This window comes from Fusobacterium sp. SYSU M8D902 (assembly GCF_040199715.1).
Classification (GTDB): Bacteria; Fusobacteriota; Fusobacteriia; order Fusobacteriales; family Fusobacteriaceae; genus Fusobacterium_A.
This window is the reverse complement of record NZ_JBEFNA010000001.1, coordinates 224,938-240,875: the sequence shown is the minus strand read 5'-3', so window position 1 is coordinate 240,875 and position 15,938 is coordinate 224,938. Positions and strand designations below refer to the sequence as shown.

The following is a 15,938-nucleotide window of genomic DNA, read 5'->3' as shown; positions in this document are numbered from 1 at the left end:
TTATTTAAAGCTTATGATAGCGTTGAGTTTATGGCACCTGTATATGCTGGAGATTTTATAGAAGCAGTAGGAGAGATAGTAAGTACAGGAAATTCTTCAAGAAAAATGGTTTTTGAAGCAAGAAAAGTAATAGTACCAAGACCAGACATTAATGATTCAGCAGCAGATGTACTTCCAGAACCAATAGTTGTATGTAGAGCTAGCGGAACATGTGTTACTCCTAAAGATAAACAAAGAAAAAAATAGTAAATTAAGCTAATTTTAGAGGAGGAAATAACATTATGGAAAAATTAATAATTACAGCAGCTATTTGTGGAGCTGAAGTAACAAAAGAAAATAACCCAGCTGTACCATATACAGTGGAAGAGATAGCTAGAGAAGCTTACAGTGCTTATAAAGCAGGAGCAGCAATAATACATTTACATGTAAGAGAAGATGACGGAACACCTACTCAATCAAAAGAGAGATTTAAAGCTTGTATAGATGCAATAAGAGAAAAGTGTCCAGATGTAATTATCCAACCATCAACTGGTGGAGCAGTAGGAATGACAGATCTAGAGAGATTACAACCTACTGAACTAGGAATAGAGATGGCTACACTAGATTGTGGAACTTGTAACTTTGGTGGAGATGAAGTATTTGTTAATACAGAGAACACTATCAAGAACTTTGGAAAAATAATGATAGAAAGAAATGTAAAACCAGAGATAGAAGTATTTGATAAAGGTATGGTAGATTATGCTATCAGATATGCAAAACAAGGGTTTATAAAAGAACCTATGCACTTTGACTTTGTATTAGGTGTACAGATGTCAGCTAGTGCAAGAGATTTAGTTTTCATAAGTGAGAGTATTCCTCAAGGATCAACTTGGACAGTTTCAGGAATTGGAAGACATGAATTCCCAATGGCAGCTTTAGCAATAACAATGGGAGGACATGTAAGAGTTGGTTTTGAAGATAACGTATATATAGATAAAGGGGTATTAGCTAAGTCTAATGGAGAGTTAGTAGAAAAAGTAGTTAGATTAGCAAAAGAGCTAGGAAGAGAGATAGCAACTCCAGATGAAGCAAGAAGAATTTTAAGTTTAACAAAATAGAATTAAAATTATAGGGGGTATCACAATGTTAAAAGGATGTAAATATGGAACACACAGAGTAATAGAGCCACAAGGAGTATTACCACAACCAGCATTGAAAATTAATAACGATATGGAAATTTATTCAAATGAGATATTAATAGATGTAATAGCTTTAAATATTGACTCAGCTTCATTCACTCAAATAGAAGAAGAAGCAGGACATGATGTAGAAAAAATAAAAGCTAAAATAAAAGAGATAGTTGGAGAAAGAGGAAAAATGCAAAACCCAGTAACAGGATCTGGTGGAATGCTAATAGGAAGAATTGAAAAAATAGGTCCAGACTTAGAAGGAAAAACTGATCTAAAAGTTGGAGATAAGATAGCAACTCTTGTTTCTCTTTCATTAACTCCATTAAGAATAGATGAGATAATAGATGTAAAACCAGAAATTGATAGAGTAGAGATCAAAGGTAAAGCAATATTATTCGAAAGTGGAATCTATGCAGTATTACCACAAGATATGCCTGAAACTTTAGCACTAGCAGCACTAGACGTAGCTGGAGCACCTGCTCAAGTAGCTAAACTTGTAAGACCATGTCAATCAGTAGTAATCTTAGGATCAGCTGGAAAATCAGGAATGTTATGTGCATATGAGGCTGTAAAAAGAGTAGGACCTACTGGAAATGTAATCGGATTAGTAAGAAATGAAAAAGAAAAAGCTCTATTAGAAAGAGTAAGTTCTAGAGTAAAAGTTGTAATAGCAGACGCTACTAAACCAATAGAAGTTTTAAATGCAGTATTAGAAGCTAATGATGGTAAAGAAGTAGATGTAGCTATCAACTGTGTAAACGTAGCAAATACTGAGATGTCAACAATTCTTCCAGTTAAAGATTTAGGAATAGTTTACTTCTTCTCAATGGCTACATCATTTACAAAAGCAGCTCTTGGAGCAGAAGGTGTAGGAAAAGACGTAACTATGATGGTTGGAAATGGATACACTAAAGACCACGCAGCTATAACATTAGAAGAGTTAAGAGAAAGTGCAGTTTTAAGAGAAATCTTTAACGAGTTATATGTATAATATAATGTAGAAACTAGAAAATGTAAAATTTGAAAAGTGGAATAAGGAGATGAGAATATGAATACCGTTAATACAAGAGCAAAGTTTTTCCCAAATGTAACTGATGCAGAATGGAACGATTGGCACTGGCAAGTAAGAAATAGAATAGAAACTTTAGATGACTTAAAGAAATACATCAACTTAAGTGAAGAGGAAGAAGAAGGAGTTAAGAAAACTCTTGAAACATTAAGAATGGCAGTTACTCCTTACTATTTCTCATTAATGGATATAGATGACCCTAATTGCCCAATTAGAAAACAAGCTATACCATCAATAAGAGAGATTCATAAATCAGAAGCTGACCTATTAGACCCATTACATGAAGATGAGGACTCACCAGTTCCAGGATTAACTCATAGATATCCTGATAGAGTATTATTACTAATAACAGATATGTGTTCTATGTATTGTAGACACTGTACTCGTAGAAGATTTGCAGGAGCTCATGACCAAGCTATGCCTATGGAAAGAATAGATAAAGCTATTGAGTATATTGCAAAAACTCCACAAGTAAGAGACGTATTATTATCAGGAGGAGATGCATTACTAGTTTCTGATGAGACTTTAGAGTATATCATTAAAAAATTAAGAGCTATTCCTCACGTTGAGATAGTAAGAATTGGATCAAGAACTCCAGTTGTTTTACCTCAAAGAATAACTCCAGAATTAGTAGAGATGTTAAAGAAATACCACCCAATCTGGTTAAATACTCACTTTAACCATCCAAAAGAAGTTACTCCAGAAGCTAAAGCAGCTTGTGAAAGATTAGCTAATGCTGGAATTCCTTTAGGAAACCAATCAGTATTATTAAGAGGAATTAACGACTGTGTACATGTAATGAAGAGATTAGTTCACGAATTAGTAAAAATGAGAGTTAGACCATACTACATTTATCAATGTGACTTATCAATGGGACTTGAGCACTTCAGAACACCAGTTTCTAAAGGAATCGAGATCATTGAAGGATTAAGAGGACATACTTCTGGGTATGCAGTACCTACATTTGTTGTAGACGCACCTGGTGGAGGAGGAAAAACTCCTGTAATGCCTCAATATGTAATTTCTCAATCACCACATAAAGTAGTATTAAGAAACTTTGAGGGAGTAATAACTACTTATACAGAGCCAGAAGAGTACCATGAAGAGTGTCAATGTGATGACTGTAAAGCTCACAGATTAAATACTGGAGTTTCAAAACTTCTAAGTGGTGGAGCTATGGCAATAGAACCAAAAGAATTAGATAGACATAAGAGAAATGAAAAATAAAAATTTCTAGTGAAGAGGTAGCGAATGTTGGATGTATATACACTTTTAAAGCAATATAAAAGAATATCAATAATAGGTATGGAGAAAAATGTAGGGAAGACAACTCTATTAAACTTTCTTATAAATAAGATAGGGGATAAGAAAGTAGTGGGACTCACATCTATAGGTAGAGATGGTGAGGAGGTAGACGTTGTAACTACTACTTCAAAACCTAGAATATATGTATATCCAAATACTATTATAGCTACTGCTAGAGATTGTTTGAGAAACTGTGATATAACAGGAGAGATTCTGTATACCACAGATTTCTCTACCCCTATGGGGAATATAGTAATAGTAAGAGCGATAACTTCAGGATATGTAGATATAGCTGGACCATCATACAATAGTCAAATTAAAGAGATATTGGAGTTGATGGAAAGATATGGCAGTGAACTTTCTATTGTAGATGGGGCTTTGAGTAGAAAGGGAAGTGCAATGAGTGATGTAACAGAGGCTACTATTTTATCCACAGGAGCAGCTCTTTCTTTAGATATGGGGAAAGTAATAGATGAGACTAAGACAACAGTATCTTTATTACAGCTTCCAGTTTTCGAAAATATAGAATTGAAAAAGTATATAGAGGATCACTTCTTAGAAACTAGAGCAGTTGTTATATATAGAGATGGAAGCATTATAAATTTAGAAGGAATAAGTTCTCTTGAATCAAATGAAGAAATAAAGAATTATTTCAATGATGATATAGAAGTTATAGCAATCAGAGGAGCAATTACACAGAAGTTTTTAGAAACTTTGATAAAAAATAGACAAAATTTCAAGAACTTAACCTTGGTTATAAAGGATGGAACAAGAGTATTTACAGATTTTATAACTCTTAAAAAAATAGAAGCCTGTGGAATAAATATTAGAGTATTGAATCCAATAAATCTTCTATTTGTAACCTGTAATCCTCACTCTCCTCTTGGATATGATTTTCCTAAGGAGAAGTTTAGAACTCTCTTAGAAGAGAAATTAAATGTCAATGTGATAGATGTAGTAGGTGAAAAAATATGAGATTTATAGATGATAAAAGCTTGAATAGATTAGGTTTTAAAACCCTTTTAAATAGAGTTGAAACTTTGTCACTTTATGGAAATGATAAATTGAAAAAGTTGAAAAACTACAATAAAGGAGAGGAGCAGGAGTTAGAAGCTGAATTCTCTAAAATGGAAGTTTTTCTAAAATATTCTCAAAGTGATAGAGACACAGTAAGAAATATAGAGGGTATTATTCATAGATTAAAAGATATAAAAAATGTTTTAAAGAACTGTTTAAAAGGAAATATACTAGATGATGTTGATCTTTTTGAGATAAAAGTTCAAGGTATGTTGATGGAAAGTTTAAACGAATATCTAGAGAAGTTTCCAAAAGAGTTAGAAGTATTTAGGTTAAATGATATAAGTAAAGTGCTTGAAGCATTGGATCCAGATGGAGAAAAGGTTCCAACATTTTACATTTATGATAGTTATTCAGAAGTTCTAAAAGAGATCAGAGATAAAAAGAAATCTATAGAAAAGAAGATATTTTCCACTTCTGATATAGATGAAATTGGAAGATTAAAAGAGGAAAGATTAAGTGTTCTTGTTGAAGAAGAGCAAGAAGAGTTAAGAATAAGACAGATTCTTTCAGCGGAAGTTTTAAAGTACGGGGAAGTGTATTTAGAAAATATTGACAAAATAGGAAATTTAGATTTTTTAATGGCAAAGGTAAGATTTGCACAACAATATGGTGGAAAAAGAGCAAAAATATCTACAGAAATGAAAATATCAGCCAAAGGACTTGTAAATATAGAAGTAAGAGAGATGCTAGATAGTAAAGGGAAGAATTTTACACCAATAGACATAGAGTTAGCTCCTGGAGTTACAATAATAACTGGTGCTAATATGGGTGGAAAGAGTGTTGCCTTAAAAACTATAACTGAGAATCTACTGTTGTTTAACTATGGATTTTTCGTTGTAGCAGATGAAGCAGAATTTCCAATTGTTGACTTTGTTTTCTTTGTTTCTGATGATATGCAGGATATATCCAAAGGATTGAGTACCTTTGGAGCTGAGATAATGAAGTTAAAAGAGGTAAATGTATTTTTAGAATTAGGAACAGGATTTGTAGTCTTTGATGAATTTGCAAGAGGAACAAATCCAAAAGAGGGACAAAAATTTGTAAAAGCTTTAGCAGAGTGTTTAAATGATAAAGATAGTATCTCTTTGATAACAACACATTTTGATGGTATTGCTCAAGCCAATATGAATCACTATGAAGTAGTGGGATTAAAAAATGTGGATTTTAATAAATTAAAAACAAAAATTGAGATTAGTGTAAATTCAATGAGTTTGATACAGGATTATATGGATTATAGATTGGAGAGATCTGATGATAGTGAGGTTCCAAAAGACGCATTGAATATAGCTAAACTTATAGGAATTGATGAGAAGTTTGCCAATATAATATTACAAGAGTATAGCAAGGAGGATTAAGGAATGGAGAGCAAATTAAACCTAAATTGGAATTTAGTAGAAGAGGCTCGTACTTCAGCGAAGAATATAGCTGCTGATGCCCAAGTATTTATAGATAAACATAGTACAGTAACTGTTGAAAGAACTATATGTAGATTATTAGGAATAGATGGAATAGATGATTTTGAAGTTCCATTACCTAACGTAGTAGTAGATTTCATAAAAGAGAATGGAAACCTATCTTTAGGAGTAGCTAAATATATTGGAAATGCTATGCTAGAAACAGGATTACAACCACAAGAGATAGCAGAAAAAATAGCTAAAAAAGAGTTAGATATTACAAAAATGAAGTGGCATGATGATTTCGATATCAGACTTGCATTAAAACCAATAGTAGAGAAAACTGTAGAAAGAGTTAAAGCAAATAGAGCAAAAAGAGAAGAGTATTTAGGTGTTTATGGAGATAAAAAAGGTCCATATATCTATGTTATAGTTGCAACAGGAAATATCTATGAGGACGTTACTCAAGCTGTTGCTGCTGCAAGACAAGGTGCAGACGTTATAGCAGTTATCAGAACTACTGGACAATCACTTCTAGACTATGTTCCATACGGAGCTACAACAGAGGGATTTGGAGGAACTGTTGCCACTCAAGAAAACTTTAGAATTATGAGAAAAGCACTTGATGAAGTTGGAGTAGAGTTAAAAAGATATATAAGATTATGTAACTATTGTTCAGGATTATGTATGCCAGAAATAGCAGCTATGGGAGCATTAGAAAGACTAGATATGATGCTTAACGACGCATTATACGGAATTCTATTTAGAGATATCAATATGAAGAGAACATTAATTGACCAATTCTTCTCAAGAGTAATCAATGGATTTGCAGGAGTTATAATCAATACTGGAGAGGATAACTACCTAACTACTGCTGACGCAATTGAAGAGGCACATACAGTATTAGCTTCTCAATTTATAAATGAGCAGTTCGCATTAGTAGCAGGACTTCCTGAAGAGCAAATGGGACTTGGACACGCTTTTGAAATGCATCCAGATACAAAAAATGGATTCTTATATGAGTTAGCACAAGCTCAAATGGCAAGAGAGATCTTCCCTAAAGCACCTTTAAAATATATGCCACCTACAAAATTTATGACAGGAAATATATTTAAAGGACATGTACAAGATGCTTTATTTAATATGGTAAGTATAATGACAGGTCAAAAAGTTCACCTATTAGGAATGTTAACAGAAGCAATCCATACTCCATTTATGTCAGATAGAGCACTTTCTATTGAAAATGCAAAATATATCTTCAACAATATGGAAGATTTAGGAAATGACATCCAATTTAAAAAGGGTGGAATAATGGAAAACAGAGCTAAAGAGGTATTAGAAAAAGCAGCAGAACTTTTAAAAACTATTGAAACAACAGGAATATTCAAAACAATAGAAGGTGGAGTATTTGCTGGAATAAGAAGACCAATAGATGGTGGAAAAGGATTAGCTGGAGTATTTGAAAAAGATTCAAGTTATTTCAATCCATTTATAGAATCAATGCTTGGAGGTAAGAGATAATGTCTGGAGGATTATATTCAACTGATAAAAAAGATTATGATAAAACATTGGATTTAACTCAATTAAAACCTTATGGGGATACAATGAATGATGGAAAGGTACAATTAAGTTTTACTCTTCCAGTTCCAAATAATGAAAAAGGAGTAGAAGCTGCTATACAACTTGCTAAGAAAATGGGATTCGTAGATCCAGCAGTAGCTTTCTCAGAAGCACTAGATAAAGAGTTTTCTTACTATGTAGTATATGGATCAACTTCTCATACAGTTAACTATGAAGATATTCACGTACAAGCATTAGAAATAGATACTATGGATATGCATGAGTGTGAAGATTATATAAAAGAAAACATCGGAAGAGATGTAGTAATGGTAGGAGCAAGTACAGGTACAGACGCACATACTGTTGGTATAGATGCTATCATGAACATGAAGGGATATGCAGGACACTATGGTCTTGAGAGATATAAAGGAGTAAAAGCTTATAACTTAGGAAGCCAAGTTCCAAATGAAGAGTTTATTCAAAAAGCTATTGAGTTAAAAGCTGATGCTCTAATAGTTTCACAAACTGTAACTCAAAAAGATGTACATATTAAGAACTTAACTAACTTAGTAGAACTTTTAGAGGCAGAGGGGCTAAGAGACAAAGTTATATTAATAGCTGGTGGAGCTAGAATCACTAATGAACTTGCTAAAGAGTTAGGATATGATGCAGGATTTGGACCTGGAAAATATGCTGATGACGTGGCTACATTCATAGTAAAAGAAATGGTAAACAGAAAAAAATAATTGTGTGTAACCATAACCTATAATTCTTAATAGAGGGAGTGAGTTTTTAGAAATTAAAAACTTGCTCCTTTTTCTTTAGTATAACAAATTTTTTTGTTTGAAAAAAACATAAAAAACTGATAAAATTATAAGATAGACTCTTTTGCTTTACAAAAAAAGAAAATATATTTAGAATTTAGGAGGATTAAGTAGTGAAAAAAGCATCAATCATAACATATGGTTGTCAAATGAATGTAAATGAAAGTGCAAAAATAAAGAAAATGTTCCAAAATATGGGATATGAAATGACTGAAAATATAGAGGAATCAGATATAACATTTTTAAATACTTGTACAGTTAGAGAAGGAGCAGCAACTCAAATATATGGAAAACTTGGAGAGTTGAAACATATAAAAGAGAACAAAGGTATGATAATAGGGGTAACAGGTTGCTTTGCTCAAGAGCAGGGGGAGGAGCTTATTAAAAAATTCCCTCAAATTGATATAGTTATGGGAAACCAAAATATAGGAAAAATACCACAAGCTATTGATGATATTGAGCATAAAGTGGATAAACATCTAGTTTATACAGATTATGAAGATGAATTACCACCTAGATTAGATGCAGATTTTGATTCTAAGAAAACAGCATCAATCTCAATAACATACGGATGTAATAACTTCTGTGCATACTGTATAGTACCATATGTAAGAGGAAGAGAGAGATCTGTTCCTATGGAAGAGATTTTACATGATGTAAAACAATATGTAGAAAAAGGTTATAAAGAGATAATATTATTAGGACAGAATGTAAACTCATATGGAAAAGAATTTACAAATGGAGATAATTTTGCAAGATTATTAGAGGAGATCTGTAAGGTAGAGGGAGATTTTATAGTTAGATTTGTATCTCCACATCCAAGAGATTTTACAGATGAGGTAATCCAAGTTATAGCTAAAAATGATAAGATAGCAAGATCTTTACACCTACCATTACAAGCAGGATCATCAAGAATATTAAAAGCTATGAATAGAGGATATACTAAGGAGCAGTATATAGCATTAGCTAATAAAATAAAAGAGCAGATACCTAATGTAGCTTTAACAGCTGATATAATTGTGGGATTCCCTGGAGAGACTGAAGAAGATTTCTTAGATACATTAGATGTAGTTAGACAGATACAATTTGAAAATAGTTTTATGTTTATGTACTCAATTAGAAAAGGGACAAGAGCAGCAACTATGGAGAATCAAATAGATGATAAGGTTAAAAAAGAGAGATTACAGAGACTTATCGAAGTACAAAATGCTTGTTCATTGGCTGAAAGTAAGACTTACTTAGGAAAGGTAGAGAGAGTTTTAGTTGAGGGAGAGAGCAAGAAAAATAAAGAGGTTTTAAGTGGAAGAACTTCTAGTAACAAAATAGTTCTATTCAAAGGGGATAAGGCTTTAGAGGGAACTTTTGTAAATGTAAAAATTACTGATTGTAAGACTTGGACATTGTATGGAGAGATAGTATAAGTTTATTATAAGTATTGAGGTGGATATGGATAGATTGGATAAGTTTCTATTAAAGGAACTATTAGAGATAGCAAAACAGCTTGGATTAAAAATAAAAGCTGGAATAAAGAAAAATGAGATAAAAGAGTTAATAGAAGCAGATATTGCAAATAAAGATAATACAGATATAGCTTGGGGAACTTTAGAAGTATTAGCAGATGGTTATGGATTTTTAAGAGGAACGAGTGTAGAAAAAGATATATATGTATCAGCTTCTCAAGTTAGAAAATTTAAATTAAGAACTGAAGATATAGTAGTAGGAGAAGTTAGAGAACCCTCTGCTGATGAAAAAAACTATGCCTTAAAGAAAGTTCTTTTAGTTAATAACGAAACATTGGAAGCAGCAGAATCTAGATTACCTTTTGAAGAGCTTATACCAGCATATCCAACAGAAAAATTTACTTTGGAAACAGATAGTAAAAATATCTCTGGCAGAATAATAGATTTGATAGCTCCTATTGGAAGGGGGCAGAGAGCTCTTATAATAGCTCCACCAAAGGCTGGAAAGACAATACTTATAAGCAATATAGCCAACTCTATTATGAAGAATAATAAGGATGTAGAGGTTTGGATATTACTTATTGATGAGAGACCAGAAGAGGTAACAGATATAAAAGAGACTGTAATAGGGGCACAGGTTTTTGCATCAACATTTGATGAAGATCCTAAAAACCATATTAAGGTCACAGAGAGTATACTGGAGAGAGCAAAGAGAAGAGTTGAAAACGGAGAGAATATAGTTATATTGATGGATTCGTTAACAAGACTTGCAAGAGCTTATAATATAGTAATTCCGTCAAGTGGAAAGTTAATATCAGGTGGAATAGACCCAACAGCTCTGTACTATCCAAAAAACTTTTTTGGAACTGCTAGAAATATAAGAGGTGGAGGAAGCTTAACAATAGTTGCCACTGTACTAGTTGATACTGGAAGTAAGATGGATGATATAATTTATGAAGAGTTTAAATCTACAGGAAATTGTGACATACATTTGGATAGAAATTTGGCAGAGTTGAGATTATTCCCTGCAATAGATATTCAACGTTCTGGAACAAGAAAAGAGGAGTTGCTAATTCCTAAAAAGGAGCTAGAATCTATCTGGAGAATTAGAAGACACCTTGCTAAATATGATAAAGCTGAAAGTTTGAAAAGATTGGTAGATACTTTAAAAAGTACAAATAGTAATAAAAGTATGTTAGAACAGTTTGAAAGAGGAGTAAAAGATGAAAAATAAATTGGGTTTTTTCTTAGTATTACTTACAGCTTTCTATGTGGGAATAATATTAGGAAATCCTTTTAAAACTGAAGTAGTTGATCTTAGACCTTTCACTGATTACTATGAGGCTGGAGCAGCTGATAGTGGTGGTTGGGAAGTTCAAGATGATAGCTTTTATACATTTACTAAGGAGTATATTTTAGTAGAAGAGGGAAGCGAAGAGATCACTCCAGAAATAGGAAAAGATGAAAATATTATACCGGAAAAAGAGATCTATGAGGTACAACAAGGAGATACATTATCAGAGATAGCAGAACAATATGGAATGGGTTTAACTATATTAAAGGCTAATAACCCAGGAGTAACAGCAAATAACTTAAAAGTAGGACAAAAAATAAAAGTCTTAAGAGGAAATGGTATTTTTTATAAGGTTGTAAAAGGTGACTCTTTGAATAAGATAGCAGAACTTTTTAAAGTTGATATGGAAGAGTTGAAAAAGATAAATAAATTGGAATCTAATACAGTTCAACTAGGAGATGAGCTATATATAAAAGATCCAAATGTCACTAAGTACTTGGGAACAACAAGTCCAAATGCAAGTAATAGAAGTGGTTTAGGATTTATTATGCCAATTAAATATACAGGAATTACAAGTCCACAAGGAAATAGATTTCATCCAGTTTTGAAAAGATATATTTACCACGCTGGAGTTGATTTGAAGGCTCATTTTATACCATTATATGCATCAAAAGAGGGAAAGGTAACTTTTGCTGGTGTTATGAATGGGTATGGAAAGATCATCATAATTCAACATTCAAATGGTTATGAAAGTAGATATGCCCATTTGGATAAAATTGGTGTAAGAAATGGACAGTATGTAAAAACTGGTGAATTAATAGGTAAAACAGGTCAGAGTGGAAGAGTTACAGGACCACATCTTCACTTTGAAATAAGAAAAGGTAAAACAATTTTAAATCCAATGAAATATATGCCTAAGTCAAAATAAAGAGGGATAATATGAGTAGAGTAGTTAAAGTAGGAGATATTTTAATAGGTGGAGGAAATCCAATAATAATTCAATCTATGACAAATACAGTAACAAGCAATGTAGAGGCCACTGTAGAACAGATAAGTAAATTGGAAAAAGCTGGTTGTCAAATGGTGAGAATGACTATCAATAATGAAGAGGCAGCAAAAGCTATAACAGAGATAAAGAAGAGAGTAAACTTACCTCTGTGTGCAGATATTCATTTTGACTATAAATTAGCCTTGTTAGCTATGGAGAATGGAATAGATAAATTGAGAATAAATCCTGGGAATATCGGGTCAGATGATAAGATTAAAATAGTTGTTCAGATGGCAAAAGAAAAGGGTATACCAATAAGAATAGGTGTAAACTCAGGATCTATAGAAAAACATATACTTGAAAAATATGGAAAACCAACAGCTGATGGAATGGTTGAAAGTGCTATGTATCATATAAATCTTTTAGAGAAGAATGGCTTTAATGATATAGTTGTTTCACTGAAGGCTAGTAATGTTAAGATGATGGTTGAAGCTTATAGAAAAATAAGTAAATTGGTAGATTACCCACTACACCTTGGAGTAACAGAGGCTGGAACAGCTTTTCAAGGTACTGTGAAGTCAGCAATAGGTATAGGAAGTCTATTGGTAGATGGAATAGGAGATACTATTAGAGTCTCATTAACGGAAGATCCTGTAGAGGAGATAAAAGTTGCTAAAGAGATCTTGAAAGTATTGGGACTTATAGAAGCTGGAGTGGAAATAGTTTCTTGCCCTACTTGTGGAAGAACAGAGATAGACCTAATAGGACTTGCTAAGAGAGTAGAGAAAGAGTTTGAAAATGAGAAAAGAAAATTGAAAATAGCAGTTATGGGTTGTGTTGTCAATGGACCAGGAGAGGCAAAGGAAGCTGATTATGGTGTAGCTGGTGGAAAAGGTGTTGGAGTAATCTTTAAAAAAGGAAAGATAGTAAAAAAAGTTGAAGAATCTGAAATATTAATTGAGCTTAAAAAATTAATTATGGAGGAGGAAAATAATGATAAAGAGGAAACTTTTATTTAGTATATTTTTATTGATGATACTAGTTGCTTGTAAATCTATTAAGAGTAATGAAGATATTTCGTTGACTAGAATAGAGGGAAGAAATAGATTGGTTGTAAATTATGATAAAAATAGATACCAAGTTGTAAAATTAGATGATATAGTTATAGATTCTGGAAGAGAGTATTATGTAAAAAGCAAAAAATATCTACTTTCATATAAGGAGACATCTTTTATAACTGGTTATTTAGGAGTTTCAGAGAAAGAGGATAGAAGAGGATCAAGAGATATAGTGATGCCTACTAGAAAAATTGTTGAAATAACTGAGGATATGGAGATAAACTTAAAAAATCACAATGTTCAACTTAATTTTTCAGGAAAAATAAACTCTAGTGAGAAATTTTAAACTTTTTTCCAATAATTATCGTCTAAATACTATAAAAATTGTGAGGGTAAATGAATGGACTTTGATGAGGTTTTTGAAGAGTATTTTGATAGGATATATTACAAAATTTTAGGAGCAGTAAAAAATCCTGAAGATGCTGAAGACATATCTCAGGAAGTTTTTATGAGTGTCTATAAAAATCTGAAAAATTTTCGTTCAGAGAGTAATATATATACCTGGATATACAAGATTGCAATAAATAAAATTTATGATTTTTTTAGAAAGAGAAAGATAGAATTAGATATAAATGAAGAGATATTGATGTTAGAGGATAGTACTAATATTGATACACCTATTCTTTTAGAAGAGAAGTTAAAATTACTGTCTTTGAAAGAGAGAGAAATTGTTATTTTAAAAGATATATATGGATATAAATTGAAAGAGATAGCAGAGATGAAGGATATAAACTTATCCACAATAAAATCTATATACTATAAAGCAATCAAGGATATGGGAGGAAATTAAAATGGTATCGCCAAAGGATAGAGTAAAGGCTAATATTTATAAAGAGTTGTTTGAACAGGAGAAGAGAAAAAATAGAAAAAAATCTCTATTTTCATTGTCGTTGTTTTTCTTAGGAATATTTACAAGTTCTACATATCAAATAATTACAGAGAGATCACCTATAAAGTCTACAATAAACTATGCCTTTAATAAGAGTTCAATAGGTAGTGAGAAGAGAAAATCAGACATAACAATGGAGCATTTTTTCAATAATGATCTATTTGATGATAAAAAAATAGAGATAAATACAGATGAATTATTTGGATTGGATACACAAATTTAATGGGGGAAAACTGATGAGGAAGATACTTAGTTTTTTTACAATGTTAATCTGTTCATCTTTGCTTCTAGCTTCAGAAGGACTTGGAATAGTGACAGATGATGATTTTTTAAAGGTGGGTGTAGCTCCCGAAAATATAAAACAAGCTAAGGCTATGGTAAATAAAGTTAGTATAAACTATAAGATGCTTATATTGGAAAAGAAGCAATTAGAATTAGAGGTCAATAAGTTTGTACTTGAAGGATCAGAAACAAATCTAGAAAAAATAGATGAGCTATTTGATAGAATAGGAGCTATTGAAGCAAGTATATTAAAAGATCGTATAAGAAGTCAGATTGAGATGCAAAAATATATAACTCAAGAGCAGTATATAAAGGCTAGAGATATAGCTATAAAAAGATTAAATGCAAATGCAGCACAAAACAGATAGTTTTAAAGAGAGGAGTCGATAAAAAGACTCCTATTTTTGAATATTTAATTAGGGGGAGATAAATATGGAAAGAACTATTTTAGTGTATGATGCTTTTACTGATGAGATGTTTAAAGGAAATCCAGCAGGAGTTGTCTTGGGAACAGCGGACTTGAGTGTAGAAGAGATGCAGAAGATAGCAAGGGAGTTTAATTATCCTGAAACTGTATTTATTGATACAGATGCAGAAGTTTTAAAAGTTAGATTTTTTACTCCAAAAGAGGAGGTAGATCTGTGTGGTCATGCCACAATAGCATATGTAACAGCTTTGATAGAGAGAGGTATTTTAAAACTTAAAGAGGGAAAAAATATCTTAAAGGTTCAGACTAATTTAGGGCAACTTCCAATTGTTATTAATAGTATTGGAGATAATTTAGAAATAATGATGTATCAAGCTTCTCCAAAGATAGAATTTGTAGAGAACTTAGAGTATTGGAGAGGAAGAATTGCTAAAGCTTTGGGAATAACAGTTGGAGAGTTTGGAAAAGAATTAGAGATAGTAAAAGCATATACAGGAATCTGGGATTTGATGATAGAGATAAGGGATAGAGAGATTTTAAATAGGATAAATCCCAATATGGAGATGATAAAGGAGATTAGTAAAGAGTTGGAGATAATCTCATTTCATCTGTTTGTATTGAAAGATAAAGAGGTCTATGCAAGAAATATGGCTCCTGTAGTTGATATTCCAGAAGAAGCTGCAACAGGGACTTCTAATGGAGCTTTAATCTACTATCTATATCTCAATAAAAAAATAGAGCTTGAGGAGAAGGTAGAGATAGTACAAGGGGAGACTATGGGTAGAAAAAGTAAAATATTGGGACAATTGATATTGGAGAATGGAAGAGTAGAGGTTTTAATTGGTGGAAAGGCTATTAAATTTATAGAAGGAAAGATAGATATTTAAATTTACTAAAAAATTTGGGGATGTATTTAGTGAAGTTATCTATTGGAATAGAAAGTGTACAGGATATAATAAGTGATTTAGAATACGGTTTAGATTAAATAAGATAATGGAACACTTTAAAGTGAATTTACAGAAAATAACTATTGACAAAACTAAAGAATGAGTTTATACTTGAGTTATAAAGATAAAAAT

17 protein-coding genes are annotated in these 15,938 nt (G+C 32.0%); all 17 read left to right on the top strand.

Annotated features, from left to right (window positions below; genetic code table 11):
- Window positions 1-246: hotdog fold domain-containing protein (locus ABNK64_RS01130; protein WP_502878725.1), on the top strand; the 246-nt coding region annotated here is incomplete at its 5' end.
- A 35-nt stretch (window positions 247-281) separates the two neighbouring features.
- Window positions 282-1,097: a 3-keto-5-aminohexanoate cleavage enzyme gene (gene kce, locus ABNK64_RS01125; RefSeq protein WP_291255657.1), complete on the top strand. Its 816-nt coding sequence runs from the start codon at window positions 282-284 to the stop codon at window positions 1,095-1,097.
- Window positions 1,098-1,122: 25 nt separating this feature from the next.
- Window positions 1,123-2,160 carry an L-erythro-3,5-diaminohexanoate dehydrogenase gene (kdd, locus tag ABNK64_RS01120; protein ID WP_291255658.1) on the top strand — a complete coding sequence of 346 codons (1,038 nt, stop codon included), beginning with the start codon at window positions 1,123-1,125 and terminating at the stop codon, window positions 2,158-2,160.
- A gap of 57 nt (window positions 2,161-2,217) precedes the next feature.
- On the top strand, window positions 2,218-3,465 hold the full coding sequence (gene kamA / locus ABNK64_RS01115; RefSeq protein WP_291255659.1) for a lysine 2,3-aminomutase: 1,248 nt from the start codon (window positions 2,218-2,220) through the stop codon (window positions 3,463-3,465).
- A 24-nt stretch (window positions 3,466-3,489) separates the two neighbouring features.
- The gene (kamB, locus tag ABNK64_RS01110) at window positions 3,490-4,518 is read left to right on the top strand and encodes a lysine 5,6-aminomutase reactivase subunit KamB (RefSeq protein ID WP_349763201.1); all 1,029 of its coding nucleotides are present in this window, start codon (window positions 3,490-3,492) and stop codon (window positions 4,516-4,518) included.
- Entirely contained in the window at window positions 4,515-5,978 is a 1,464-nt protein-coding gene (gene kamC, locus ABNK64_RS01105) for a lysine 5,6-aminomutase reactivase ATPase KamC (protein WP_300390663.1), read from the top strand. The genes kamB and kamC overlap by 4 nt, the downstream gene beginning before the upstream one ends.
- Window positions 5,979-5,981: 3 nt before the next feature.
- Window positions 5,982-7,538, top strand: coding sequence for a lysine 5,6-aminomutase subunit alpha (kamD, locus tag ABNK64_RS01100; protein ID WP_349763200.1), 1,557 nt, complete (start codon window positions 5,982-5,984; stop codon window positions 7,536-7,538).
- Window positions 7,538-8,323 carry a lysine 5,6-aminomutase subunit beta gene (gene kamE, locus ABNK64_RS01095; RefSeq protein WP_291255663.1) on the top strand — a complete coding sequence of 262 codons (786 nt, stop codon included), beginning with the start codon at window positions 7,538-7,540 and terminating at the stop codon, window positions 8,321-8,323. The genes kamD and kamE overlap by 1 nt, the downstream gene beginning before the upstream one ends.
- Window positions 8,324-8,514: 191 nt before the next feature.
- The gene (gene miaB, locus ABNK64_RS01090; RefSeq protein WP_349763198.1) at window positions 8,515-9,822 is read left to right on the top strand and encodes a tRNA (N6-isopentenyl adenosine(37)-C2)-methylthiotransferase MiaB; all 1,308 of its coding nucleotides are present in this window, start codon (window positions 8,515-8,517) and stop codon (window positions 9,820-9,822) included.
- Window positions 9,823-9,847: 25 nt separating this feature from the next.
- Complete coding sequence (gene rho / locus ABNK64_RS01085) at window positions 9,848-11,095, top strand: transcription termination factor Rho (RefSeq protein ID WP_291258935.1); 1,248 nt, start codon at window positions 9,848-9,850, stop codon at window positions 11,093-11,095.
- Window positions 11,085-12,083, top strand: coding sequence for a peptidoglycan DD-metalloendopeptidase family protein (locus ABNK64_RS01080; protein WP_349763196.1), 999 nt, complete (start codon window positions 11,085-11,087; stop codon window positions 12,081-12,083). The genes rho and ABNK64_RS01080 overlap by 11 nt, the downstream gene beginning before the upstream one ends.
- An 11-nt stretch (window positions 12,084-12,094) precedes the next feature.
- Window positions 12,095-13,162, top strand: coding sequence for a flavodoxin-dependent (E)-4-hydroxy-3-methylbut-2-enyl-diphosphate synthase (gene ispG, locus ABNK64_RS01075; protein WP_349763195.1), 1,068 nt, complete (start codon window positions 12,095-12,097; stop codon window positions 13,160-13,162).
- Window positions 13,137-13,547 (top strand): hypothetical protein, encoded by a 411-nt coding sequence (locus ABNK64_RS01070; RefSeq protein WP_349763194.1) that lies wholly within the window; start codon window positions 13,137-13,139, stop codon window positions 13,545-13,547. Before ispG ends, ABNK64_RS01070 begins: the two co-directional genes overlap by 26 nt.
- A 54-nt stretch (window positions 13,548-13,601) precedes the next feature.
- The gene (locus ABNK64_RS01065) at window positions 13,602-14,051 is read left to right on the top strand and encodes an RNA polymerase sigma factor (protein ID WP_291255669.1); all 450 of its coding nucleotides are present in this window, start codon (window positions 13,602-13,604) and stop codon (window positions 14,049-14,051) included.
- A 1-nt stretch (window position 14,052) separates the two neighbouring features.
- A complete protein-coding gene (locus ABNK64_RS01060; RefSeq protein WP_291255670.1) occupies window positions 14,053-14,373 on the top strand; it encodes a hypothetical protein in 321 nt (106 codons plus the stop codon).
- 13 nt (window positions 14,374-14,386) lie between these two features.
- On the top strand, window positions 14,387-14,800 hold the full coding sequence (locus tag ABNK64_RS01055; protein WP_300343230.1) for a hypothetical protein: 414 nt from the start codon (window positions 14,387-14,389) through the stop codon (window positions 14,798-14,800).
- A gap of 64 nt (window positions 14,801-14,864) precedes the next feature.
- Window positions 14,865-15,746 carry a PhzF family phenazine biosynthesis protein gene (locus tag ABNK64_RS01050; protein ID WP_349763193.1) on the top strand — a complete coding sequence of 294 codons (882 nt, stop codon included), beginning with the start codon at window positions 14,865-14,867 and terminating at the stop codon, window positions 15,744-15,746.
- Window positions 15,747-15,938 lie beyond the last annotated feature (192 nt).